The organism is Mesorhizobium sp. M1182 (assembly GCF_040318335.1).
GTDB lineage: Bacteria > Pseudomonadota > Alphaproteobacteria > Rhizobiales > Rhizobiaceae > Mesorhizobium.
This window is the reverse complement of record NZ_JAMYMD010000003.1, coordinates 277,926-299,706: the sequence shown is the minus strand read 5'-3', so window position 1 is coordinate 299,706 and position 21,781 is coordinate 277,926. Positions and strand designations below refer to the sequence as shown.

The following is a 21,781-nucleotide window of genomic DNA, read 5'->3' as shown; positions in this document are numbered from 1 at the left end:
ATTCGAGCATTTTTGCAAGATGCCGGGTGGTTCACCAGGCGGCAGATGCTCTAGCCGAGAAGATGACAGGGGTGCCATGGCTGGCCATTCACAGTTCAAGAACATCATGCACCGCAAGGGCCGCCAGGATGCGGTGCGGTCGAAAATGTTTTCCAAGCTGGCGCGCGAAATCACCGTCGCCGCCAAGAGCGGCACGCCCGATCCATCGATGAACCCGCGCCTGCGCCTTGCGGTGCAGAACGCCAAGGCGGTGTCGATGCCGAAGGACAATATCCAGCGCGCCATCAACAAGGCGTCGATGGGCGATGCCGAGACCTACGAAGCCGTGCGCTACGAGGGTTACGGGCCAGGCGGCGTCGCGCTGATCGTCGAGGCGCTGACCGACAACCGCAACCGCTCGGCGTCGAATGTGCGCGCTGCCTTCACCAAGGCGGGCGGGGCGATGGGCGAGACCGGCTCGGTATCGTTCATGTGGGACCGCGTCGGCGAGATCTACTATCCGGCATCGGCCGGCAGCGCCGAGAAGGTGATGGACGCGGCGATCGAGGCCGGCGCCGACGACGTCCAGTCGGACGAGGACGGCCACACGATCTACTGCGCTTTCGAGAATCTCGGCGAAGTGTCGAAGGCGCTGGAGGGCGCGCTCGGAGAGGCTGAATCGGTGAAGCCGATCTGGAAGCCGCAGACCAATATCGCGGTCGACGAGGAGCGGGCACAATCGCTGATGAAGCTGGTTGCGACGCTCGAGGACGACGACGACGTGCAGAGCGTCTACGCCAATTTCGAGGTCGACGAGGAGACCTTGGCAAAGCTCAGCGCGGCATGATCCAACACGCGCTGCCCACAGTCCGCATCACCTATTGCACGCAGTGCCTGTGGCTGCTCAGGGCCGGCTGGATGGCGCAGGAGCTGCTGTCGACCTTCGGCACCGATCTGGGCGAAGTGACGCTGGTGCCCGGCACCGGCGGCATCTTCACCATTTCCTGCAATGATACGCTGGTCTGGGACCGCAAGCGTGACGGCGGTTTTCCCGACGCCGCAAAGCTCAAGCAACTGGTTCGCGACGTCATCGATCCGGATCGCGATCTGGGCCATGCCGACCGCAAGGGCCATAAGTCAAAAGACCCTGCCTGACGGCCTTTTAGGACTTCCGTCCTGCATTCACCGCCATGCGAAGATGAAGCAGCCCAGCGCCACGATGGCGGTGATGGTGCGGACATGGTTCCACATCACCCAGTCCCTGAGATAGGTGGCCCATACCGCGGCGCCGTTGGCGCTTGCCGGATCGACCGCGGCCAGGGCGTTGTTAAGCGGCACGTTGAACATCATCGTCACGATTGGGTTGCCGACGAGGTAGATCAGGGCGCCGGCGAGGAGCCAGAACGAACCCGGTTGGCTCCAGCCGATAAGAGCGCCGGCGGCAAGGACAAGACAGACCAGCCCGGTGCCGAAAAGCGCGGTCATGAATGCCGGCGTAATCACGGTGATGTTGATCGAATTCATGGCGGCGATGCCGCCTCCGGCAGGCAAGCGGGCGAGCGCCGGCATGATAAAGTTGGAGAAGGCGAAGAAAACGCCGCCGGCAACGCCTGAGCCAATGGCAGCGACGAAGGTGAGGGTGGGAAGCAGTTTCATGATCATGTCAGTTCCTCCGGTTTCGGGGTTCGAGCAATTTGATTGGCACGCCCACCAAATGTGAATAATCCTCATGTTTGCAAAACGTGATAAACCCTCGTATTTTGCGAGTCAAGGCAATTTGTTGATTGTTCGTCTGGAGACAGTGATGGGAGGCTCTGCCGTATCGGATTCACAGAACGGCCAGATCGCATCGCCGCGCCGGGCGCCGAGCCAGCAGCGCAGCCGCGAGCGGGTCGAGCGCATGCTGGCCGCCGCCTCGGCGTTGATCGCCGAGCAAGGCAGCGACGCCATGCGCATGGGCGAGGTGGCCGAGAGGGCCGGCGTGTCGATCGGCTCGCTCTACCAGTTCTTCCCCGACAAGAGGGCGCTCATCTGGGCGCTGGCCGAACGCTACACCGCCGAAAGCCAGGCCTGCATTGCGGCAGCGCTAGCCGAGGTCAATGACGCCGAAGGCCTGCGCCGGGCATTTTCGGAACTGGTGGATATCTACTACGGAATGTTCCTGGCGGAGCCGGTGATGCGCGACATCTGGTCGGGCACGCAGGCCGACAAGGCGTTGCGCGAACTCGAGCTTGCCGATAGCCGGGCCAACGCCGAATTCCTTACAGCCGTGCTGAAACGGCTGCGGCCATCCGCCGATCCGGAAGCGCTCGAAACGACGGCGTTTCTAATCTGGCAGATGGGCGAGGCCGCAATGCGGCTGGCGATCTCGGTCGGGCGGCAAGAAGGCGACCGGCTGGTTGCCGCCTACAAGCGGATGGCGCTGCGGGAGTTGCTCGATCGGTAGGCCCGCGCCTAGGCAACAAAAAACCCGCCACGAGGGGCGGGTTTTCGATGTACGAAAGGTCGTTGGCTTAGAGGCCGAAACCTTCGAAGCGCTTCTTGAACTTCGACAGGCGGCCACCGCGGTCGAGCAGGGTCTGCTGGCCGCCGGTCCAGGCCGGGTGGGTGGTCGGGTCGATATCGAGATTCATCGTATCGCCTTCCTTGCCCCAGGTCGAACGGGTCATGTATTCGGTGCCGTCGGTCATGACGACCTTGATGGTGTGGTAGTCGGGATGGATATCGGTCTTCATGGGTCTGTTCCTGGCTTGCCGGGTGCTGCCGACGGGCTGAAGCCTGCGTCGATGCGCCCCTTTTTAAAACTCGAAGCCGCAGCTATTGAGGAGCCACGGCTTCTAAAACGGTCGGCGAGCCTATACATCAGCCGGAATTGAATCACAAGGCCGCGGCAAGCGCATATTGATGGCGCAAGCCTCAAAGGGCCAAAGGAAACGGTCATGGCGAACATCAGCGGCGATGCAGACGAGCGCAGGCGCTCGCTGAGGCCGCTGCAGCGCCTGTTTCCCTACATTACGCATTACCGCAAAATGGTCATCGGCGCGATCGTCTCGCTGGCCGTCGCTGCGGCGACGACGCTGGCGCTGCCGCTGGCCGTGCGGCGGATGATCGACCACGGTTTTTCCGCTTCCGATTCCAGCTTCATTGCCGAATATTTCGCCATGCTGGTGGTGATGGCCGCCGTTCTGGCGGCGGCGTCGGCCAGCCGCTACTATTTCGTCATCACGCTCGGCGAGCGCGTCGTTGCCGATATCCGCCGCGATGTCTTTGCCCACGTCACAACACTGTCGCCATCCTTTTTCGACACGGCCCAGTCGGGCGAGATCGTCTCGCGGCTCGCCGCCGACACGACACAGGTCAAATCGGCCGTCGGTGCCACCGCCTCGGTGGCTTTGCGCAACGTCATCCTCGGCCTTGGCGCCGTGGCGATGATGGTCTTCACCAGCCCAAAACTGTCCGGCTTGGTCATCGCGGCCATTCCGCTAATCGTGCTGCCGCTGGTCGCCTTCGGCCGCTCGGTGCGGCGCAAGTCACGGCTGGCGCAGGATACTCTGGCCAATGCCACCGCCTATGCCAGCGAGCAGATCGGCGCGGTGCGCACCCTGCAGGCCTTCACCAACGAGAAGCTTGTAACCGGGTATTTTTCATCCGCCGTGGAAGCAGCGTTCGAAGCGGCGCGGGCCTCGATCTTTGCCCGCTCCTTTCTCACCTTCTTTGCCATCTTCATGATCTTTTCCTCGGTCGTGGCGGTGCTGTGGTTCGGTTCGCGCGACGTGCTCGACGGCACGCTGTCGCCAGGCACGCTTGGCCAATTCCTGCTCTATTCGGTGTTCGCCGCCGGCGCGCTCGGCGCCCTGTCGGAGGTCTGGGGCGAACTGTCCCAGGCAGCGGGCGCTGCCGAACGGCTGACCGAGATCCTGGCCGAGAAACCCGCGATCCAGGCGCCCGCCGATCCGAAGCCGCTGCCGGCAAAGGCGAGAGGTGCGATCAGCTTCGACGATGTCTCCTTCTCCTATCCGGCCCGGCCCGACCGCGCCGCCGTCCATGGCCTGAGCTTTCAGGTCAAACCCGGCGAGACGGTGGCGATCGTCGGGCCCTCGGGCGCCGGCAAGAGCACCGTGTTTTCGCTGCTTCTGCGCTTCTACGATCCGGAGGCCGGCAGGATCGTCATCGACGGGGTCGATCTGCGCGAGGCCGATCCGGCGGCGATCCGCGCGCGCATCGCCATCGTGCCGCAGGACGTCACCATCTTTGCCGCAAGCGCGCGCGACAATATCGGCTTTGGCCGGCCTGGCGCCAGCCAGGCCGAGATCGAGGCGGCGGCGAAGGACGCGCTTGCCGACGAGTTCATCCTGAAACTCGAAAAGGGCTATGACAGCCAGGTCGGCGAGCGCGGCGTGACGCTGTCGGGCGGCCAGCGCCAGCGCGTGGCGATCGCCCGCGCCATTTTGCGCGATGCGCCCATCCTGCTGCTCGACGAGGCGACCTCGGCGCTAGATGCCGAAAGCGAGACGCTGGTGCAGACGGCGCTGGACCGGCTGATGCAGGGCCGCACCACGATCGTCATCGCCCATCGGCTGGCAACCGTGCTGAAGGCCGATCGCATCCTGGTCATGGATGGCGGCCGCATCGTCGAGGAAGGCACGCATCAGAGCCTGGTCGCCAAGGGCGGCATCTATGCGCGGCTGGCCAAGCTGCAGTTCGATACCGGGGCGAGTGCTTTCAGGGGCGCGGCAGAGTAGCATCGCTCCATCCCGATGAAATCGGGATGAGGCTCCATCTTCTTGTTTGACCATGATCTTTTCCGAAAACCGGCAGCCAATTTTCGGGATCATGGAGCCCAGCGGCCGCCGAGATTCTTCAGCTACCGAAAGCTCGGCGTTTGCCGCGTCGATAGGCGATGAACAGGGGAACGCCGACAAGCAACGACAACAAAAGCATGCTGGCGACGGTCTGTCGCTGCTCCTTTGCCGGATCGCTGAGTTGCACATCGGCAGGCGGCTCTTCATAGGTAAAATCGTACTGCCAGCGAACCTGGTCTGCGAGGTCATCGACGGTTTTCAGATAATCGGCAATCGCCTTGGCCGGTACTTCAGTCGCCAGCGTCTGAAAGTTCCATTCAACTTGAAATTCGGTGGGCGTGTTGGACCAGGATGCCTTGAGAGACAGATAGGGCGTCACGACGTTTTTCATCGACTCGCCGGAAAACCTCGCCTTGAGGTTGCGCACGGTCACCTTGTGGCGGCGGTAGAACTGGGGGCCGAGGGAGACGGGCCCGGTTCGGTCGACGATTGTGGGGGTTGGAAGAGAGTTGTTGCCGAGATCGGCCGCGCGGATCGGGAAATTCTTTGCCAGATCGTTGGCCGCCAGCGCCTCCGCCGGCAAGCGATAACTTTCCTTCACGCTCACTATGTTGCCGTCGCGGCGATCCACGATTTCCGGCTTGGCGATGGTTTGGATGCCCGGATATTGCTTGTTGTAGTATTTCAGGTAGGCGTCCGACACCTCGCTCAGCGACCGGCTGGCGAAATTGCCGCGCATCCAATCGGCATCGGCGTCCTCATATGTCGAGAAGACCGTCAGCACGAGGGGATCGCCCGGTTTCCGCGGAAAGTCGAATTCCTCGGCGATCTGGATCGATGGGCTGGTAAGCACAGGGCTCGGCATCTTCTCCAACCCGCCGGTGCTGGAAAGCGGCAGCGCGAAGCCGTAGTCGGGCTGTGCGAGATTGTGCGCCCCGCCGCCCTGAAGATAGTTCGTGGCGTCCAGCCAATATGTCTTTGCTCCGATCCTTGCCTTGACGATGGCATGGTCGAAATCGCGGAGCGCCGGCAGATGCTGGTCCAGGGCCCGTCCCTCGTCGAGATCGGCCAAGGCGACGTCGGCAGCAATGCCAAGCCGCACAAGCGACGAAACCAGCAGCAGGGCCTTGTCCTTGCAGTCACCGAACCCGCTCAGGATGACCGTCGCGGGATCACGCGGAACGTAGGAACCGGCACCCATCGACAGGCTTACATAGCGGATCTGGTCCTGCACCAACCGCATTGCCTCGACCATCCGGTCTTCGGGCACCGGATGCCGCAGAGCGATGTCGTCGAGCTTTGCGGCAAAAGCCGGGGGAAAAACGGTCGCTGGCTTGTAATAGGGCGCAACGGCATCGACCACACTTTGCCAATTCGCGCTAGACGCGACATCGATGGAGCCCCAGCCTGGATAGGTCACGGGCAGGTTGTCCTCGACATTGACCGGTTTCGGGTTTGGAATCTCCCATAGATAGGTGGTGTCCGGTCCAGTCGGGGAGATTGAGGGCTTGAGTCGGGTTCCCCGTGTCTTGATCTGGAGCGGCTGGTCCGAAGGCCAAATGATGCTTGTGCGGATAAGCGCTACCGGCTCTTCCCATTCGGTGGAGAAATTCTTGAAGAAAAGGTCCTTGCCGACCAGCGGCGTTATCTCATAGGTCGACCCGTAGTCGACGATGTCGCCGGTGCGCACATCATCGATGTTGACATGTGCTGTCAGCCAGCCGTCGAAGACACCCTTCTCGGCGTCTCTTTCCCTGCGGAAGATGTCGAATTCGACACCTTCCAGCCGGTCCAAAACGGCGCCATCGCGGATGATGTGAAGATGGTTGAGCGTGACCTTGTGCCGGGACGGATCGAACTGCAGATCGATACTCGCGCCACGATCCAGGCCGGGACGGTCGACGATCTTATAGACGGTGCGCGAGTACTCGACATAGCCGCCGGCGCGATGCGTGATCTGGTCGTCCGAGAGCAGCCATGAAACGCCATTCTTGATTTGATCCGATCGGGTGGGATCGGCAGCCGGAATATCAAGCTGCTTTACCCAGCTTTCTGCCGGACCCTTGAGAACCATGTCGTCGGCCATGGCCGGAGAACTCAGGCCGATCAATAAGATGAAAAATACCAAGCGGGGCCAGAAAGACTTCATCCTATGAAAACTGTAACAGACAGACATCTACGCTCGCCCAACTTGGAAGAACTCCTTTTTCAGAGGCTTTCCCACCAAAGTAAAGGCCAGTTTCGCGGATTTCTGCAGTCACCGCGGCAAGAACCTGGAATAGACGAAGCGGCTCAGTTCCCGTACCGCTTCTTCAGGTGATCGGTGAAATGCACGGCATTGAGCTTTTCGCCGGTAGCGCGTTCGAGCAGTTCTGGCGTCGACCAGCGCGAGCCTTGCGACCAGATCCTTTTGCGGCGCCAGTCGTTGATCGCGGCGAAATCTCCCTTGGCGAGGTCTTCGTCGGCTGAAGGATGATCCCTGGTCAGCGCCGCCCATTGCTGCGCCGCCATCATGGCGCCCAGCGTGTAGGAGGGGAAATAGCCGAAGGCGGCACCCGGCCAGTGGACGTCCTGCATCGGACCATCAGCCGGATTGTCTGATGTCGACAGGCCGAGATAATCGCGCATCTTGGCATCCCAGGCTTCGGGCAGGTCGGCTGCTTCCAGCCGTCCCGAGACAAGCTCCTGCTCCAGCTCGTAACGCAGGATGACGTGCAGCGGATAGGTGACCTCGTCGGCATCGACGCGGATCAGGCCGCGCTCGACCCGGTGCACATGCGGCAGGATGTCGTCGATCCTCCAGCGCTCGCCGAGGTGTCTTTCGACCACCGGCAGCGCCCAGCGCCAGAATTCTGGATTGCGGCCGATCTGCTTTTCGACGAACAGGCTCTGGCTTTCATGCACCGCCATGCCGCGCGCTCTGCCGAGCGGCCAGTGCGCCCACGCCTTCGGCAGATTCTGCTCGTACAGCGCATGGCCGGTCTCGTGCAGCACGCCCATCAGCGCCGACAGGAAATCCGAGGTCTTGTAGCGGGTGGTGATGCGCACGTCGCTCGGCACGCCGCCGCAGAACGGATGGTGCGAAACCGACAGCGAGCCGTGGGTGAGGTCGAAGCCGACTGCCGCCATCATGGCGAGGCCGAGCTCGCGCTGTTTGTCCAAGGGGTAGCTGCCGGAAAGCGGCTTCAGCGGATGTTTCGCCAGCCGCTCTTCCTGCACGGCCAGTGCCTCCGGCACGAAACCTTTCAGGAAGGTCTTCAACTCGGCAAACACAGGCGTGACGTCGGCGGTGCGATTGCCCGGATCATATTGCTCCATCAGCGCGTCGTAAGGCTCGAGCCCGAGCACCTCGGCGCGAAGGGCCGCCTCCTCGCGGACCAGCGCCACGACGCCTTCCAGCGCCGGCAGGAAGCCGGCCCAGTCGTTCTTGGCGCGCAGGTCGCGCCACAGCTGCTCGGAGCGCATGCGCGCGGTCGTCTGGCGCTCGACGAACTCGACCGGCAGGCAGGTCAGGTTGGTATATTGCCGGCGGAATTCCCTGACCGCGGCCTGCTGCTCTTCGTTCAGCGCCTCCTGCTCGGCCGCCGCGATCCAGTCGGCAATCTCCGGCGCAGTCGCCCGGGCATGGTGCATGCCGGCAAGCACCGACATTGCCTCTGCGCGCTTCTCGCCGCCGCCGACCGCCATATGGGTCGCCTCGTCGGCGCCGAGGATGGCGAGGGCGTGTTCCAGTGCTTCGAGCTTGTGGCCGAGGTCGTCGAGTTTTTGAAAGGACATTGTGGGTTCCGCTGATTTGACGGCGGGAAAAGATACCAATGCAAAACTGTTGGCAACCCCTGAAGACCGTCCGCGACCGATGCATCGACTGCCGGCCGCAACGGTCGAAAGGCACCTCGCGGAAGCGGTGGCGTGCGTGATCAATGTCGTCCGGCGGCGGCAGACCGCGATGGGGGAGACGAAACGTGATCGCCAATGTGCTGGTCGGGCTGGTGGCCGTGATCCACCTCTGCATCGCCTATCTGGAGATGGTGCTGTGGGACACGCCGCGCGGCCACATGGTGTTCAGGCTGACGCCAGAATTCGCCAGGGCCTCGAAAGTGCTTGCTGACAATCAAGGGCTTTACAACGGCTTTCTCGCAGCCGGGCTGATCTGGGGCTTTACCTCGGCGAAGCCGGTTTCCCGTTCAAAGTCTTCTTCCTGCTCTGCGTCGCCGTCGCCGGCCTTTACGGCGCGGCAACGGCGGGCCGCAAAATCCTCTTCATCGAGACAGTGCCGGCAGTACTGGCGCTGATTGCGCCGGCGTTGGACTAGCGCATGATCCCTGAACCGAAAGCTGGAAAAGGATCATGGGCAAAATCAATTGCCACAGCGCCGTGCATTGCGGCCGATTTCAGCCGCCTGGATAAGTTGGGCCATAGCCGTTGGGATAGTATCCGCCATCGGCGCCGTTGCCGATGAGGAAGGCACTGCCGGTGTCAGCGCGCAGCTTTTGGCTGATATCGTCGAGCTGCGCCATCAACTGCTGATATTGCGTGCTCGGCATCGTTCCACGGCGAGCGGCCCTCTGGGCGGCCCGATCGAGCTGAGCGACCTGCGTGCGCAAGTCACGTGCCTCGCCCGGCTCGAGCTTGTTCGCCCGGATGGCGCCCTGGATACCCGCCTCCACGCTCTGGATCTGATTGATCAAGGCCGTCTCACGCGGGCCGGCGTAAGCGCCAGCAAACGGAACGGCGAGGAGAAGTGTGGCGAGCGTAGCAGTCCTGAGATTCCTGGGAGCGAAGAAGCGCATGGTTGCGTCTCCTTTACTGGGGAAGGCGGTGGTTGGGAGGGTCCTGCCTTCCGGCCGCGGGCCGTCAGGTTCCGTCGCGTCGCGATGAGCGGTTCCACCGCCGGCGGTTCTCGGCCCATGACCAAGGCTAAAAGGCCATGGCGGCAAAGTGTAATTAAAAAAAGGTAATTTTTTCAGTTCTTGCCGCTGCCGCACCAGTGCCCTAAATGCCGCCGACTTGAGCCGGCTCGACCTGGCGCATGATACAAGCCAAAGGCTTGCAGATCACCGCTCGGTCAGCTTCAACTCGATGCGGCGGTTCTTGTTGCGCGCCTCTTCGGTATCGGCGGGGTCGAGCGGCTGGAATTCGCCGAAGCCGGCCGCGACCAGCCGGTTGGCCGGCACGCCGTTCTCGATCAGGAACTTGACCACCGATGTCGAGCGCGCCGTCGACAATTCCCAATTGTCGCGGTAGCGGCCGGTACCGGAGAGCGGCTTGTTGTCGGTGTGGCCATCGACGCGCAGCACCCAGTTGATCTCCGGCGGGATTTCCTTTTGCAATTCGATGATGGCATCGGCAAGCTTCTTCATCTCGAGCTTGCCGGCATCGTTGATCACCTCGGAGCCGGTCGGGAAAAGCACTTCCGACTGGAAGACGAAGCGGTCGCCGACGATGCGGATGTTCTCGCGGTCGGCAAGAATTTCACGCAAGCGGCCGAAGAAATCGGAGCGGTAGCGGTTTAGCTCCTGCACGCGTTGCGCCAGTGCGACATTGAGGCGGCGGCCGAGATCGGCGATCTTGGTGTTGGATTCGCGGTCGCGCGTTTCGGACACGTCGAGCGCTTGTTCGAGCGCTGCGATCTGCCTGCGCAGCGCCGAAATCTGCTGGTTGAGGATCTCGACCTGGCTCAGCGCCTGCTGGCTGATCTGGCGCTGGCTGTCGAGCTCGCCGGAAAGTGCCGTCGCGCGCTGGTTGGCGGCATCGCCGGCACCGGCGCCTTGCGCCAGCAATTGCTCGAGCCGGCTCTTTTCCGCCTCCGATGCGGACAGCGATGCCTGCAAATTGGCAAGGGTGTCCTCCTTGTCCTGCGTCGTCGAGCGTTCCAGCGCCAGAAGCTGGGTCAACTCGTTGATCTGCGAATTGAGGCGGTTGAGCACCGTGTCCTTGCCGGAGATCTCGCGGCCGAGCAGGAACTGCGCCAGCACGAAAACAGTCAGCAGGAACATGATCGCCAACAGCAGCGTCGACAGCGCATCGACGAAGCCCGGCCAGTAATCGATGCGGCGGTCGGAGCGCCGGCCTCGTGCCAACGCCACGTCAATGCACTCCAGGCTTCTTCAAGGCGTCGGCGATCTTCTCCAGGGTGTTGCGCATCGCCTTCTGCTCGTCCGACTGGGCCTCGACCCAGTCGCGCATGATCTGCTGTTCCGAGCGCATGTTCTTGACCAGGCCGGAAATGCCGTCGGCGAGATTGGCCATGGCGGTGGCGACGCGCGGATTGGAGCCGCCGCCATTCTCCTGCAGAGTGCGCAGCTTTTCCGACAACAGCCGGATTTCCTCGGAGGGTTCGGTCTTGGCCGTGTCGGCAACGACGATGTCGGAGGACAGGTCGGTGACCGAGGACAGCCAGTTTTCGAGTTCGGTATAGAAGCGCGTCTGGGCGCGGCCGGCCTGCAGGTCGAGGAAGCCGAGCACCAGCGAGCCGGAGAGGCCGAACAGCGAGGACGAGAAGGCGGTGCCCATGCCGGCCAACGGAGCGGAAAGCCCCTGCTTCAGGGATTCGAGCACGGCCGCGGCATCGCCGGTGCCGGGATCGAGCGACTCGATGGTTTCGCGGATCGAGCCGATCGTGTTGAGCAGGCCCCAGAAGGTGCCGAGCAGGCCGAGGAACACCAGCAGTCCGACAAGGTAGCGCGACGTGTCGCGGCTTTCGTCGAGCCGGGTGGCGATCGAATCCAGCATGGTGCGCATCGAACTGGTCGAGAAGGCAATCGTCGAGGAGCGGCCGATCATCGCCTTCATCGGCGCCAGCAGCACCGGTTCGGTGGTTTCGGAACCGGCGCGGAACGAGTTGACCCAGCGCACCTCGCGGAACAGCCGGCCGACCTGGACGAAGGCCAGCAGGATGCCGACCGCCAGCACGCCGATGATCAGGCCGTTGAGGCCGGGATTGGTGACGAAGGCGGTCGAGATCTGGCGGGTCAGGATGGCGGCGATGAAGGCCACGATGAACAGAAAGATCACCATGGTCAGCAGAAACACCTGAGGGCTCGACAATTTGTGCGGGTCGTAGATCAGAACGTCGGAGCGCCTGCCCATGCCGAAGGATCTGAGAAGAGTCATCCGTGCCCCGTTTCCGATGCCGTCGCCGCCGATCAATTTGTGTTTGCGACTCTAAACGGAATTGTGACGAAATTGAATGGCGCTTGGCAATATTGCCACTGTCCGCGACCGGAGGTCAAAGCCGGTTGATGACCAGGCAGTCGACCATGGCGGCCAGATGCAGGCCGGCGCCGGTGACGACAAAGCCATGCCACAGCGCATTGTGGAAGCGCAGGCCCTTCCAGGCGAAGAAGATCACGCCACAGGAGTAGACGATGCCGCCGGCAACGATGAGCGCGATCGATGTCGCCGGCAGCGTCCGCACGAGCGGCTCCACCAGAACGATACCGCTCCAGCCGATGGCTAGGTAGAAGACGATCGCCAGCCGGTCGAAACGGCCGGGAAGAAAGACCTTGATGGCGATGCCGACCGCCGCGGCGGTCCAGACCAGGACGATCATGGAAACGGCCAGCGGCGAGCCGCCGAGCTGCGCCAGGAAAGGCGTGTAGGTGGCAGCGATCAGCAGATAGATCGCGGCATGGTCGAAGCGCCGCAATATCCATTTTGCCGGCGACGACACCGGCCAGACATTGTAGGCCAGCGAAACCGACAGCACGGTGAGCAGCGAGACTACATAGAAGGCGGCGGCGACGTATTCGCCGGGGCCGGTTCGATAGGCGGCCAGTGCCAGCAGCGTCGAGCCGGCAGCGATCGCCAGCACGATGCCCACGGCGTGGACAATGCCGTCGGCGATGATCTCGGCGCGCGAGTAATGCCAACGCCCCATGAAGGGAATGTCGAGCTGGGAGAGTTCGCTCTGGGGTTGGGGCCGGCTGTTCGTCATCGATGATCCTGCGCCACCTTATCTGGGCGGCAGCGGGACAGTATTTCAAGCTTTGGTTGCGGTTTTGCGACTGCGGCGGTTCAGCGCGGCGTGCCTCTATCAGCCGGCTGAGAGTGGCCTTTTGATAGTCTTCAACAGCGCGCGCTGGATGAGTTCGTTGCCGGCGACCAGTGAACCGGCGTTCAGCACATCCTGTCCCCCGGCGAAATCGGAGACGAAACCGCCTGCCTCGCGGATCAGCAAAATGCCGGCGGCGACATCCCAGGCCGACAGGCCGGTTTCCCAGAACCCGTCCATGCGGCCAGCGGCGACGTAGGCGAGATCGAGCGAGGCGGAGCCGAGACGGCGGACGCCAGAGACCTCGGCCATGACATTGCGCAACTCGATGAGGAAATTGCCGTGCTGGCCACGCCCGAGATGCGGCATGCCGCAGCCGATCACCGCATCGACCAGCTTGGTGCGGCCGGCGACGCGCAGCCGGCGGTCGTTCATGAAAGCGCCGCCGCCGCGCTCGGCGGTATAGAGCTCATCCATCGCCGGATTGTAGACGACGCCGGCGACGATCTGGCCCTGGCGCTCCAGCGCGATCGAAACGGCAAAGAGCGGAATGCCGTGCAGGAAATTGGTGGTGCCGTCGAGCGGGTCGACGATCCAGCGGTGCTGGCCGTCGTCGCCCTCGATCACGCCGCGTTCCTCCATCAGGAAGGCGTAGCCGGGCCGCGCCTTGGAGAGTTCGGCAAAGACGATGTCTTCGGCCTTGCGGTCGGCCTGGCTGACATAGTCGCCCGGCCCCTTCATCGAGACCTGCAGGTTCTGCACTTCGCCGAAGTCACGCGACAGCGAGCGGCCGGCCTTCATTGCGGCCTGGACCATGACATTGAGGATCGCGGAACGCGCCATTGCTGTTCTTCCTGTCGCTGCGCCTATTTGCCTTGACGCATGATCTTATCCAAAAAGTCTGCAACTCTTTGGGATCACGCCTTAGTCGGCGCGGCGCACGTAAGTGATTTCGTTGGTATCGACGATGATGCGCTCGCCCGAGCCGATGAACGGCGGCACCAGCACGCGGATGCCGTTTTCGAGTATCGCCGGCTTGTAGGACGAGGCTGCCGTCTGGCCCCTCACCACCGGGTCGGCCTCGGTGATGGTCAGCATCACCTGGTCGGGCAGCGAAATGCCGATCGGCCTTTCGTCATAGAGCTGGACCGTCACCATCATGCCGTCCTGCAGGAAGGCGGCGCGATCGCCGACGAACTCCTTTTGCAATTCGAGCTGCTCGTAGCTTTCGGTGTCCATGAACACCAGCGCGTCGCCCTGCTCGTAGAGGAAGGAAAAATCCTTCAGATCGAGCCGGATCTGCTCGACCGTCTCGGCCGAACGGAAGCGCTCGTTGAGCTTGGTGCCGTTGATCAGGTTCTTGAGTTCGACCTGGTTGTAGGCGCCGCCCTTGCCGGGTTTGACGGTGTTGGTCCTGACCGCCACCCAAAGGCCGCCATCATGCTCGATGACGTTGCCGGGACGGATTTCGTTGCCATTGATCTTGGCCATGGTGAGGTGATCCGGAAATGAGATGATCGCCGCAAAGGGCAATTTGGCGCCTCCAAGACCACAAATCGCCAGCAGAGGCAAGGAGCGCCTTCCGATGAAGCGGGAACGAAGCTGGCCCGGCAGCGCGGCGTGGTGGCCTCAGTCCGCCCTGACAGTCGCGGTGACGGCCTCGGTCACCGCGTCGGCGACCTCTCTCAAAAGATGCAGGTGCGGCGAACGCAGCACGACAATTCGCAGCGACAGCTCGAGGCCGGGAGCGTCGACCAGGGCAATGCCCTCAGGCAGCTTTTCCCGCAGCAGCCGCCTGGGCAGCAGGCCAAGGCCTTGGCCTCGACGAACCCAGTCGATCTGCAGCGCGCTGTCCTGAATCTCGGCGCCGACCATCAACCTGTGGCCGCCCTCGGCCAGGGCAGCCGCCAGCCGCCGGCGCGCGTCGCAGGGTTCAGGGCTGAGGACCCAGGGCATGGTCTTGACGTCGGCTTGCCGACTGGTGTTTTCGGCAGCGATGATGCCGAGGGCCTCGGTTCCGACAACGCCGTCTCCAGGTTTGGAATTGCTGCCGTCCAGGATGAAGGCGAAGTCGAGCTGTCCGCGCTTGTGCTGGTCGGCCAGCTCAAGACTCCAGCCGCTCTTCAGACGCAGCGAGACCTTCGGAAACCGCGCCACGGCATCACCGATGGCAGCGGCCACGGCTTTGTCGCAAAGTCCATGCGCGAGGCCGAGCCGCAGCAGGCCCTCCGGCTCGTCGCCCTTGGCGAATGATCTCAGCGCGTCGACGGCGGCGAGAATGTCCTTGCCGCGTGCCAGCACTTCTACGCCGGCCGGGGTCAGTCGCGACGGCTTTAGCCGGCGGTCGAGCAATTCCGTGCCGAGCATCTCCTCCAGCCGCTGGATCTGGCGGGTGACGGCCGGCTGCGTCAACGGCAGGCGTTGCGCCACCTTCTGAATCGAACCCTCCTCGGCAAAGAGGGCCAGTGTTTTCAGTTCTTCAAGCACGACACCCGAACATGTCATAGAAGCATAATTATGCTGAACATTATGAATTTGAAATCCGGTGGATGGCAAGCGATTTTCCTCTGGCAGGACCCAGCTGAAAAGGAACGACGATGAAAGCGATCGAATTGCAGAGCCCGGGCGGCCTCAAGACCCTCAGAATGGTCGAGCGGCCGATGCCTGAACCGGGGCGCCAGGAGATGATTGTGAAGGTCAAGGCGACGGCGCTGAACTACCGCGATGCCGAGATCGTCCGCGGCAGCTATCACACGAAGTTTGCATTGCCGCTGGTGCCGCTGTCGGACGGCGTCGGCGAAGTCGTTGCCATCGGCGCCGAGGTCAGCCGGTTCAAGATCGGCGACCGGGTCTGCGGCACGTTCTGGCAACGCTGGGTCGGCGGCAGTTTCGCGATGGCCGAGCCCTCCTATCAACGCGGCGGCCCGATCGACGGGCTGCTCAGCGAATTTGCCCGGCTCGACGAACAGGCGGCGGTGCTGGCGCCGGCCAATCTGAGCGACCCCGAAGCGGCGACGCTGCCATGCGCCGGCGTGACGGCATGGCACGCGCTGTTTACGGAGGGCAGCGTCAAACCCGGCGACACCGTGCTTTGCCTCGGCACCGGCGGCGTTTCGCTGTTTGCAGTGCAGTTCGCCGCCGCTGCCGGCGCGCGCGTCATCGTGACGTCGAGCAGCGACGAGAAGCTTGCGCGGGCGAGGCAACTTGGCGCGCAGGACGGCGTGAACTATCGCAGCGTCCCCGACTGGGCATCGGCCGTGCTGGGATTGACGGATGGCCGCGGCGCCGACCATATCATCGAGGTTGGCGGACCGCAGAGTTTTGCACAATCGCTGAGGGCAGCGGCGCGCGGCGCCCAGATCAACGTCATCGGCTATCTCGGCGGCAGTGACGGCGCCATCAACCCGCTCGACATCTTCCGCCGGCAGGTCCGGGCGCGAGGCATACCGGTGGGCTCACGCGAATCCTTTGAAGAGATGAACCGCGCCATTGTCGTCAACCGGTTGAGACCGGTGATCGACCGGGTCGTGCCATGGAGCCGGGCCGCCGAAGCCTTTCGGTACCTTGAACACGGCTCGCCCTTCGGCAAGGTCGTGCTCGATCATACCCAATGAGCCCGCCTGACGAGCCCGGTGCGATGAGTCTCGAGACCGCGGTCAGGGCAGGCGGTTGGCCCGTTGCAGCGCCTGCTGCGTCTGCTCGTCGGTCAGGCCCTGCAGGAAATCGTCCATCTCTTGGTCGATGAGCCCGGCGCGGCGGGCGACAACATACCAGGCGCCGGCGAGGATCAGATCCGGGTCGGTGCCGATGCCGTTCATGTAGAGCTTGGCGAGACGGTTCTGGGCGGCGACATTGCCGCCCTCGGCGGCCTGCTTCATCCAGTTGAAGCCGGATTTCAGGTCGCGGGCGCCGCCGCGCCCCTCGATCATCCAGGTTGCGAGATCGATCTGTGCCGTGTCGTAGTTCTGCCGCGCGGCCTGTGCCAGCAGGCCGCGGGCGCGGACATCGTCGCGCGGCTTGCCGCCGGCGCCATTGGCGTAGACCTGTGCCATCGCATATTGTGCGTCGGCAAGCCCGGTCGCGGCAGCGCGCTCGTAATAGGATACGGCTTTGGCAATACCGGCATCGCCGGGCTCCTGTTCGACCATCAGCTGCGCAAAATTGAACTGCGCCAGGCGGTTGCCGGCCTCGGCGGCGGCCTGCATCAGCGCATAGGCCTCCTTCTCGTCCTTTTTGACGTAGCGGCCGTCGAGCAGCATCAGCGCATACTGGAATTGCGATTCCGGCACGCCCTGCTCGGCGGCAATCGCATACCAGTTCGCCGCCCCTGCCGCGTCGACCGGCACGCCGAGGCCGCGCGACAATATCTCGGCCACCAGCGTCTGTGCCGCCGGATCGCCGTTTTGAGCGCGGGAGAGCGCAAGGTTGTAGGCCGTCTTGTAGAGCCCGCGCTGAAAGGCGCCGTAGGCAGCATCGGACGGCTTTGCGCCGAAGCGGTCGGGGTTGATGGTGTCGGCCGACGGCAACGGGGTGGTGGTGGCGGGCTGCGGCAATTGTGCGGCGATCGGCTTGTCGGCAGGTTCGCTGGAATCCGGCCTGGGCTGCGGCAGCGGAACGGGTTCCGCCGCTATCGCCTGCGTCACGGCCGTTGCAAGAAAGGCGCTGAAAAGGATTTTCCGCGAGAGCACGTCAGTCCTCGAAGCGCGGCGCGGTTTCGTCGAGCAGCGCGTTGGCGGCGGCGACCGCCATCTTCGGATCGACGTCGTCGGCGAAAACGGCGCTGGACAGTGCCACGAATTCGGCGCCGGTGGCGGCGACCGCTTCCACCGAGGCAAGATCCGATCCGGCCATGACGATGCAGGGGATCTGGATGACGTCCGCCCACCATTGCCCGAGCGACAGGTTGCGGGGGTGCGGCTCAGGCTTGTTGTCGTAACCGAAACGGCCGAAGAAAATGTAATCAGGCCTGACCTCGCCGAGTTCCAGCGCATCGTCGCGGGTCTTGGCGCCGCCGGTGCCGACCATCATCCTGGCCTGGAAGTGTTCGATCGTTTCGGCGAGCTCGTCCTTGCCGACCTCGACATGAATGCCGTCGGCCTGGACGCGGCCGGCGATGCGGGTGTCGCCGGCAATGATGACCGCAATGCCGGCCGCTTGCGCCACCGGCACGATCTGCTCGGCAAAGGCTTGGAAAGAGGCCTCGTCCATACCGTTTTCCGGCAGGATAAGCGAGGCGACGTCACCGCCGTCGAAGGCCGCGGCGATGCGCTCGGCCGGCACGTTCGGCGGCGCGATCAGCACGATGCGGCAGCGGTTGGGCGGCGTTGCGTCATTCATTGGTGTTCGGTCCCGGTTATCGCCTATGCCGGGCGAAGATGGTTGCATTGCGGCATAGAGCAAAGTGCGGGAGTTGAACAGGCGGCAGGGGGATCACGTTTGCCGTCAACGATTTTATGGGGCTCGGCGCATGGCTGCCGTTGGCCGAAATTCTCCCCGCCGGTCGCTTGCGGCCCCTACGCAGGCACCTTCGATTTCCACAGCGACCAGCCGAGATTCATGCCGGCGGCGGCGACCAGGATGGCGGCGGCGCCGACGATCTGCGCCGGATGCAGCCGATGGCCGAAGGCGACGACATCGACGAGGATGGCGACGACGGGATAGATGAAGGACAGCGATCCCTGCAGATGCGTCGGCAGCTTCTGGATGGCGCCGTACATGAGGATGTACATCAGACCGGTATGGACGATGCCGAGTGTCGCCAGCATGACCCAGCTCCGCGCATCGACGGGAAGGTGGGTGAGATTGGCGAAGGGTGCCAGCATGAGAACGCCGACGCAGACCTGGATCAGGGCGATCAGGTGCGGCGGCGTGCCTTTGAGCTTCTTGGTGACGATAGCCGCAACGGCCCAGAAGAAAGCCGCGGCCAGCGCCATCGCAATGCCGGTAAAGTAATCCGTACCATGATCGCCTGCATCGGGCGCGGCCTGCACGATCAGCAGCATGCCGGCAAAGGCGATGCCGAGCCAGGTCAGCTTGGTCATCGTCAGCCGTTCGGAGAAGAAGAGCGCGCCAAAACCCACCAGCATGAAGGGCTGCGTGTTGTAAACGGCCGTGGCGATCGAGATCGACGCGCGGGAAAACGCGCTGAACAGCAACAGCCAGTTGATAACGATGGCAGCACCGCCAAGAGCCGCGATCGCGACAATGCGAAGCGACAGCCTGCCACGCAGCAGTCCCAGCGCCGCGCAGATGATCAGCAGCGTTACCGTCCCGAAAGCACAGCGCCAGAACACCACGTCCATGATAGGTTGGCCGGAAAGGACGACGAACCAGCCGATCGTGCCGAGGATCGCCATCGCCGCCGTCATTTCGATCGTGCCGCGTACCGTGTTGTCCATGGATGCTCCTGAAACCCGTTGAGATTTTATAATCCCACGGCGGATCGGGTATTTCCATGACTTGCAGCTGGTGATATACAGGACGAACCTCATTTAATTAGGTAGACATCGGCTTTTTCCTGGAATTGTAAAATGCTGGACGAGCTCGACAGAAAGCTCCTCGATATCCTGGTCAAGGATTCACGGACCTCGCTGAAGGAACTGGCGCTGCAGGTCGGGTTGTCGTCGCCAAGCGTTTCGGAGCGGCTTCGGCGGCTTGAGGATCGCGGCGTCATCCGCGCGTTCACCATTGACATCGATCCGCAGGCGCTCGGCTACGCCTTGCAGGCGATCGTTCGCATCCGGCCATTGCCGGGCAAGCTGCACATCGTCCAGAAGCTGATCGAGGAAATCCCGGAATTCGGCGAATGCGACAAGGTGACGGGCGATGACTGCTTCGTTGCCCGGCTGTTCGTCCGCTCGATCGGCGAGCTCGACGGGATTCTCGACCGCATCGCCGACAAGGCCGAAACCAGCACCGCCATCATCAAGGCGCAGCCGATCCGGAGACGCCCGCCGCCGCTCGACATGCCAAACATGTGACGATTTCGGTGGCGTGGCCCACATATTTGCGTTTGCGGTCGCGGTCTGGCCATTTCTGGTCTATTCCAGAGTTCAACTTTCCCTCCAGCGTCCCTTCCCCATGTCAGGCCTGCTCGTCGATCCCTGGTTCTATGCCGCGGCCATTCCGGCCGTCATCCTCGTCGGCCTGTCGAAAGGCGGGTTCGGAGGCGCCGTCGGTTTTGTCGGCGTGCCGTTGATGGCGCTGACCATGCCGCCGGTTCAGGCTGCCGCAATTCTTCTGCCAATTCTGTGCCTGATGGACATTGTCTCGGTGTGGACGTGGTGGGGTATCTTCGACCGCAAGATGCTGGCCGACATGATGCCGGGCGCCGTGATCGGCATTGCCCTTGGCTGGCTGACGGCGGCACTTGTAACCGAAGAGATGGTGCGGCTGATCGTCGGCGCGGTTGCCCTGATCTTCGTGCTGCGCTGGCTCTATTTGCAACTCCGCCACGGTGCCGGCCACGCAGCGGAGCCCAACCGCGTCGCCGCCGGCTTCTGGGGTACCGTTGCCGGGTTCACCAGCTTCGTCGCCCATGTCGGCGGCCCGCCTTTTCAGGTCTATGCGCTGCCGATCAGGCTCGATCCGAAGGTGCTGTCGGGCACCGCGGCGATCTTTTTCGCCGTCACCAATGCGCTGAAGCTCATCCCTTATTTCGCGCTCGGCCAGTTCGATACCACCAATTTGACGGCGTCGGCGGTGCTGATGCCACTGGCGCCGCTGTCGACAATCGCCGGTGCCTGGCTGGTGCGGCGGATGCGGCCGGAGCTGTTCTATCCCTTCACCTATGCGACCGTGGCGGTCGTCGCGGTCAAGCTTCTGTGGGACGGCATCGCCGGCCTCCTGTAAGACGGCGGCCCCATTCGGCCGCCGCCGGATTCCTTACACCTCAGGCGGCACTCGGCAGCAGCTGCCGCGTCCTGCCAAGCGCCAGGGCAATGCCGGTTGCCAGCACGAACGCCATGCAGCCCAGAATGGTGATGTCGTGCAGCGTCGGCTTCAGCACCATGTCCGCGATGATCACCAGCATCACCGAATAGTCGAAGCGCGCGGCGCTGAGGACGCGCTGGCCCTGGGCAAGCACTGCCGGCGTCACGCCGTCCTTGGCGATCATGCCTGCCATGCGGTCGGCAGTCGGCTTGAAGATGAACATGCCGATGCAGAAGGTCGTCGCATAACCGGCTAGGCCGATCAGCACCCACAGATCGGAAAAGCCGACCCAGAAGCCGCACATGATGAGGCCGAAAAGCAATGTCAGCATCGACATCGGCGCGAAGAACCGGTTGCCGAGCTCGCCGGTGGCGCGCATCGCCTGCAGCATGCCTTCGACGTTTCCAGCGCGGTCGGCGCGTACCGCGAGCAGCATCAGCGTGAAGCCGCCGCCGACCCAGAGGATCGCCGAGACGATGTGCAGAAATTTAACGGCCGAGTACCAGTCCATTGTTCGCTCCTTGAGAGATTGTCATGATTGCCGGAGCGCAAGGTTTGCTCCGCCTCGTTGCGAGGAACGGGCGTTTAGCGCGGCGCCTGTTTCGGAACGATGTCGCGCGCAGTGCCGTTTTGTTTCGGTAAGCCGGTCACCATTTGGAGGAAACCATGGCGCAAGCGCGTCGCCCCGACTTTCCAGGCGGTGGTGTGAACGGCGCCGTGGCCAGTCAGCTGTGTTGTTACGGCACAGATGCTGGGCGCTTGATCGAAAAATATGCCCCGCGTTAAGGCTTCGTTAAGCTTTACAGGCGTTTACTATGTCCATCCAGTGATCTGGATTCTTACCGAGTGGTTGGAGCCACTTTGTTTGACGCCTCCCTGTTAAACTCCTGAGAGCCGCCTTATCCGCGGCTCTTTTTTTGTGCGCCTGCATGGGCGTCCTTCCGGCTAAATGCGGCCGTTAACCCCGGCTAAATGCGGCCGTTAACCGTTTGTTAAACATGTGCTTGCCTTCGCTGGCAGCGAAGCGCATTTTCAAGCTTCAGTCGTTTAGGCTGCCGGATATGGCGGCCAAGAG

22 protein-coding genes and 1 pseudogene are annotated in these 21,781 nt (G+C 63.1%); 8 read left to right on the top strand and 15 right to left on the bottom strand.

What is annotated here, in order from left to right; translation table 11 throughout:
- Positions 1-76 precede the first annotated feature (76 nt).
- Both NKH33_RS06435 and NKH33_RS06430 read left to right on the top strand, forming a co-directional pair.
- Entirely contained in the window at positions 77-826 is a 750-nt protein-coding gene (locus NKH33_RS06435; RefSeq protein WP_352540320.1) for a YebC/PmpR family DNA-binding transcriptional regulator, read from the top strand.
- The gene (locus NKH33_RS06430; protein WP_352683337.1) at positions 823-1,134 is read left to right on the top strand and encodes an Rdx family protein; all 312 of its coding nucleotides are present in this window, start codon (positions 823-825) and stop codon (positions 1,132-1,134) included. Before NKH33_RS06435 ends, NKH33_RS06430 begins: the two co-directional genes overlap by 4 nt.
- Before the next feature lie 27 nt (positions 1,135-1,161).
- Here the strand turns inward: NKH33_RS06430 and NKH33_RS06425 are convergent, their stop codons facing one another.
- The gene (locus NKH33_RS06425) at positions 1,162-1,641 is read right to left on the bottom strand and encodes an anthrone oxygenase family protein (RefSeq protein ID WP_352613351.1); all 480 of its coding nucleotides are present in this window, start codon (positions 1,639-1,641) and stop codon (positions 1,162-1,164) included.
- A gap of 142 nt (positions 1,642-1,783) precedes the next feature.
- Between NKH33_RS06425 and NKH33_RS06420 the strand changes: the two genes are divergently transcribed.
- Positions 1,784-2,425, top strand: a complete 642-nt coding sequence (locus tag NKH33_RS06420; protein WP_352918522.1) for a TetR/AcrR family transcriptional regulator — start codon at positions 1,784-1,786, stop codon at positions 2,423-2,425.
- 67 nt (positions 2,426-2,492) lie between these two features.
- On the opposite strand, the gene rpmE is transcribed toward NKH33_RS06420, so the two are convergent.
- A complete protein-coding gene (gene rpmE / locus NKH33_RS06415) occupies positions 2,493-2,714 on the bottom strand; it encodes a 50S ribosomal protein L31 (protein ID WP_006327661.1) in 222 nt (73 codons plus the stop codon).
- A 204-nt stretch (positions 2,715-2,918) separates the two neighbouring features.
- Here rpmE and NKH33_RS06410 point away from each other — a divergent pair, with 204 nt between their 5' ends.
- Positions 2,919-4,721 (top strand): ABC transporter transmembrane domain-containing protein, encoded by a 1,803-nt coding sequence (locus NKH33_RS06410; RefSeq protein WP_352918521.1) that lies wholly within the window; start codon positions 2,919-2,921, stop codon positions 4,719-4,721.
- A gap of 118 nt (positions 4,722-4,839) precedes the next feature.
- Here the strand turns inward: NKH33_RS06410 and NKH33_RS06405 are convergent, their stop codons facing one another.
- Entirely contained in the window at positions 4,840-6,867 is a 2,028-nt protein-coding gene (locus NKH33_RS06405; RefSeq protein ID WP_352918519.1) for a DUF3857 domain-containing protein, read from the bottom strand.
- A 206-nt stretch (positions 6,868-7,073) separates the two neighbouring features.
- Positions 7,074-8,558 carry a carboxypeptidase M32 gene (locus tag NKH33_RS06400; RefSeq protein WP_352918518.1) on the bottom strand — a complete coding sequence of 495 codons (1,485 nt, stop codon included), beginning with the start codon at positions 8,556-8,558 and terminating at the stop codon, positions 7,074-7,076.
- 185 nt (positions 8,559-8,743) lie between these two features.
- Here NKH33_RS06400 and NKH33_RS06395 point away from each other — a divergent pair.
- Positions 8,744-9,093, top strand: a pseudogene (locus NKH33_RS06395) (DUF1304 domain-containing protein).
- A 79-nt stretch (positions 9,094-9,172) separates the two neighbouring features.
- On the opposite strand, the gene NKH33_RS06390 reads toward NKH33_RS06395, so the two are convergent.
- The 7 genes from NKH33_RS06390 to NKH33_RS06360 all read right to left on the bottom strand — a co-directional run bounded on the left by NKH33_RS06390 (position 9,173) and on the right by NKH33_RS06360 (position 15,279).
- A complete protein-coding gene (locus NKH33_RS06390; RefSeq protein WP_352918516.1) occupies positions 9,173-9,571 on the bottom strand; it encodes a hypothetical protein in 399 nt (132 codons plus the stop codon).
- A 264-nt stretch (positions 9,572-9,835) separates the two neighbouring features.
- Positions 9,836-10,867, bottom strand: coding sequence for a peptidoglycan -binding protein (locus NKH33_RS06385; RefSeq protein ID WP_352683348.1), 1,032 nt, complete (start codon positions 10,865-10,867; stop codon positions 9,836-9,838).
- Position 10,868: 1 nt separating this feature from the next.
- On the bottom strand, positions 10,869-11,894 hold the full coding sequence (locus tag NKH33_RS06380) for a MotA/TolQ/ExbB proton channel family protein (RefSeq protein WP_352471212.1): 1,026 nt from the start codon (positions 11,892-11,894) through the stop codon (positions 10,869-10,871).
- 115 nt (positions 11,895-12,009) lie between these two features.
- Entirely contained in the window at positions 12,010-12,717 is a 708-nt protein-coding gene (gene trhA, locus NKH33_RS06375; RefSeq protein ID WP_023678018.1) for a PAQR family membrane homeostasis protein TrhA, read from the bottom strand.
- A gap of 99 nt (positions 12,718-12,816) precedes the next feature.
- Positions 12,817-13,617 (bottom strand): inositol monophosphatase family protein, encoded by an 801-nt coding sequence (locus tag NKH33_RS06370; protein ID WP_023678017.1) that lies wholly within the window; start codon positions 13,615-13,617, stop codon positions 12,817-12,819.
- An 81-nt stretch (positions 13,618-13,698) separates the two neighbouring features.
- On the bottom strand, positions 13,699-14,265 hold the full coding sequence (efp, locus tag NKH33_RS06365) for an elongation factor P (RefSeq protein WP_352918514.1): 567 nt from the start codon (positions 14,263-14,265) through the stop codon (positions 13,699-13,701).
- Between the two features lie 138 nt (positions 14,266-14,403).
- The gene (locus tag NKH33_RS06360; RefSeq protein WP_352918512.1) at positions 14,404-15,279 is read right to left on the bottom strand and encodes a LysR family transcriptional regulator; all 876 of its coding nucleotides are present in this window, start codon (positions 15,277-15,279) and stop codon (positions 14,404-14,406) included.
- A 92-nt stretch (positions 15,280-15,371) separates the two neighbouring features.
- On the opposite strand from NKH33_RS06360, the gene NKH33_RS06355 reads away from it, so the two are divergent.
- Positions 15,372-16,388 (top strand): zinc-dependent alcohol dehydrogenase family protein, encoded by a 1,017-nt coding sequence (locus NKH33_RS06355; RefSeq protein ID WP_352918510.1) that lies wholly within the window; start codon positions 15,372-15,374, stop codon positions 16,386-16,388.
- Between the two features lie 42 nt (positions 16,389-16,430).
- Here NKH33_RS06355 and NKH33_RS06350 read toward each other — a convergent pair whose 3' ends face one another.
- From NKH33_RS06350 to NKH33_RS06340, 3 genes are all read right to left on the bottom strand, one after another.
- Positions 16,431-17,462 carry a tetratricopeptide repeat protein gene (locus tag NKH33_RS06350; RefSeq protein WP_352918508.1) on the bottom strand — a complete coding sequence of 344 codons (1,032 nt, stop codon included), beginning with the start codon at positions 17,460-17,462 and terminating at the stop codon, positions 16,431-16,433.
- A gap of 1 nt (position 17,463) precedes the next feature.
- Positions 17,464-18,111 (bottom strand): thiamine phosphate synthase, encoded by a 648-nt coding sequence (locus NKH33_RS06345; protein ID WP_352918506.1) that lies wholly within the window; start codon positions 18,109-18,111, stop codon positions 17,464-17,466.
- A 176-nt stretch (positions 18,112-18,287) separates the two neighbouring features.
- Positions 18,288-19,172 carry a DMT family transporter gene (locus NKH33_RS06340; protein WP_352767607.1) on the bottom strand — a complete coding sequence of 295 codons (885 nt, stop codon included), beginning with the start codon at positions 19,170-19,172 and terminating at the stop codon, positions 18,288-18,290.
- 132 nt (positions 19,173-19,304) lie between these two features.
- Between NKH33_RS06340 and NKH33_RS06335 the strand changes: the two genes are divergently transcribed.
- Positions 19,305-19,754: an Lrp/AsnC family transcriptional regulator gene (locus NKH33_RS06335; protein ID WP_023678010.1), complete on the top strand. Its 450-nt coding sequence runs from the start codon at positions 19,305-19,307 to the stop codon at positions 19,752-19,754.
- A gap of 100 nt (positions 19,755-19,854) precedes the next feature.
- Entirely contained in the window at positions 19,855-20,625 is a 771-nt protein-coding gene (locus NKH33_RS06330; protein WP_352450835.1) for a sulfite exporter TauE/SafE family protein, read from the top strand.
- Positions 20,626-20,665: 40 nt separating this feature from the next.
- Here NKH33_RS06330 and NKH33_RS06325 read toward each other — a convergent pair whose 3' ends face one another.
- Positions 20,666-21,217, bottom strand: a complete 552-nt coding sequence (locus tag NKH33_RS06325) for a DUF2269 family protein (RefSeq protein ID WP_352918504.1) — start codon at positions 21,215-21,217, stop codon at positions 20,666-20,668.
- Positions 21,218-21,781 lie beyond the last annotated feature (564 nt).

Coding starts and splice junctions, on each gene's coding strand:
- NKH33_RS06425 (WP_352613351.1), bottom strand. CDS start 1,641: ATGATCATGAAACTGCTTCCCACCCTCACCTTCGTCGCTGCCATTGGC.
- NKH33_RS06400 (WP_352918518.1), bottom strand. CDS start 8,558: ATGTCCTTTCAAAAACTCGACGACCTCGGCCACAAGCTCGAAGCACTG.
- NKH33_RS06380 (WP_352471212.1), bottom strand. CDS start 11,894: ATGACTCTTCTCAGATCCTTCGGCATGGGCAGGCGCTCCGACGTTCTG.
- NKH33_RS06360 (WP_352918512.1), bottom strand. CDS start 15,279: ATGACATGTTCGGGTGTCGTGCTTGAAGAACTGAAAACACTGGCCCTC.
- efp (WP_352918514.1), bottom strand. CDS start 14,265: ATGGCCAAGATCAATGGCAACGAAATCCGTCCCGGCAACGTCATCGAG.
- NKH33_RS06330 (WP_352450835.1), top strand. CDS start 19,855: ATGTCAGGCCTGCTCGTCGATCCCTGGTTCTATGCCGCGGCCATTCCG.
- NKH33_RS06325 (WP_352918504.1), bottom strand. CDS start 21,217: ATGGACTGGTACTCGGCCGTTAAATTTCTGCACATCGTCTCGGCGATC.
- NKH33_RS06335 (WP_023678010.1), top strand. CDS start 19,305: ATGCTGGACGAGCTCGACAGAAAGCTCCTCGATATCCTGGTCAAGGAT.
- NKH33_RS06355 (WP_352918510.1), top strand. CDS start 15,372: ATGAAAGCGATCGAATTGCAGAGCCCGGGCGGCCTCAAGACCCTCAGA.
- NKH33_RS06390 (WP_352918516.1), bottom strand. CDS start 9,571: ATGCGCTTCTTCGCTCCCAGGAATCTCAGGACTGCTACGCTCGCCACA.
- NKH33_RS06340 (WP_352767607.1), bottom strand. CDS start 19,172: ATGGACAACACGGTACGCGGCACGATCGAAATGACGGCGGCGATGGCG.
- NKH33_RS06405 (WP_352918519.1), bottom strand. CDS start 6,867: ATGGCCGACGACATGGTTCTCAAGGGTCCGGCAGAAAGCTGGGTAAAG.
- NKH33_RS06370 (WP_023678017.1), bottom strand. CDS start 13,617: ATGGCGCGTTCCGCGATCCTCAATGTCATGGTCCAGGCCGCAATGAAG.
- NKH33_RS06420 (WP_352918522.1), top strand. CDS start 1,784: ATGGGAGGCTCTGCCGTATCGGATTCACAGAACGGCCAGATCGCATCG.
- NKH33_RS06435 (WP_352540320.1), top strand. CDS start 77: ATGGCTGGCCATTCACAGTTCAAGAACATCATGCACCGCAAGGGCCGC.
- NKH33_RS06410 (WP_352918521.1), top strand. CDS start 2,919: ATGGCGAACATCAGCGGCGATGCAGACGAGCGCAGGCGCTCGCTGAGG.
- NKH33_RS06430 (WP_352683337.1), top strand. CDS start 823: ATGATCCAACACGCGCTGCCCACAGTCCGCATCACCTATTGCACGCAG.
- NKH33_RS06345 (WP_352918506.1), bottom strand. CDS start 18,111: ATGAATGACGCAACGCCGCCCAACCGCTGCCGCATCGTGCTGATCGCG.
- rpmE (WP_006327661.1), bottom strand. CDS start 2,714: ATGAAGACCGATATCCATCCCGACTACCACACCATCAAGGTCGTCATG.
- trhA (WP_023678018.1), bottom strand. CDS start 12,717: ATGACGAACAGCCGGCCCCAACCCCAGAGCGAACTCTCCCAGCTCGAC.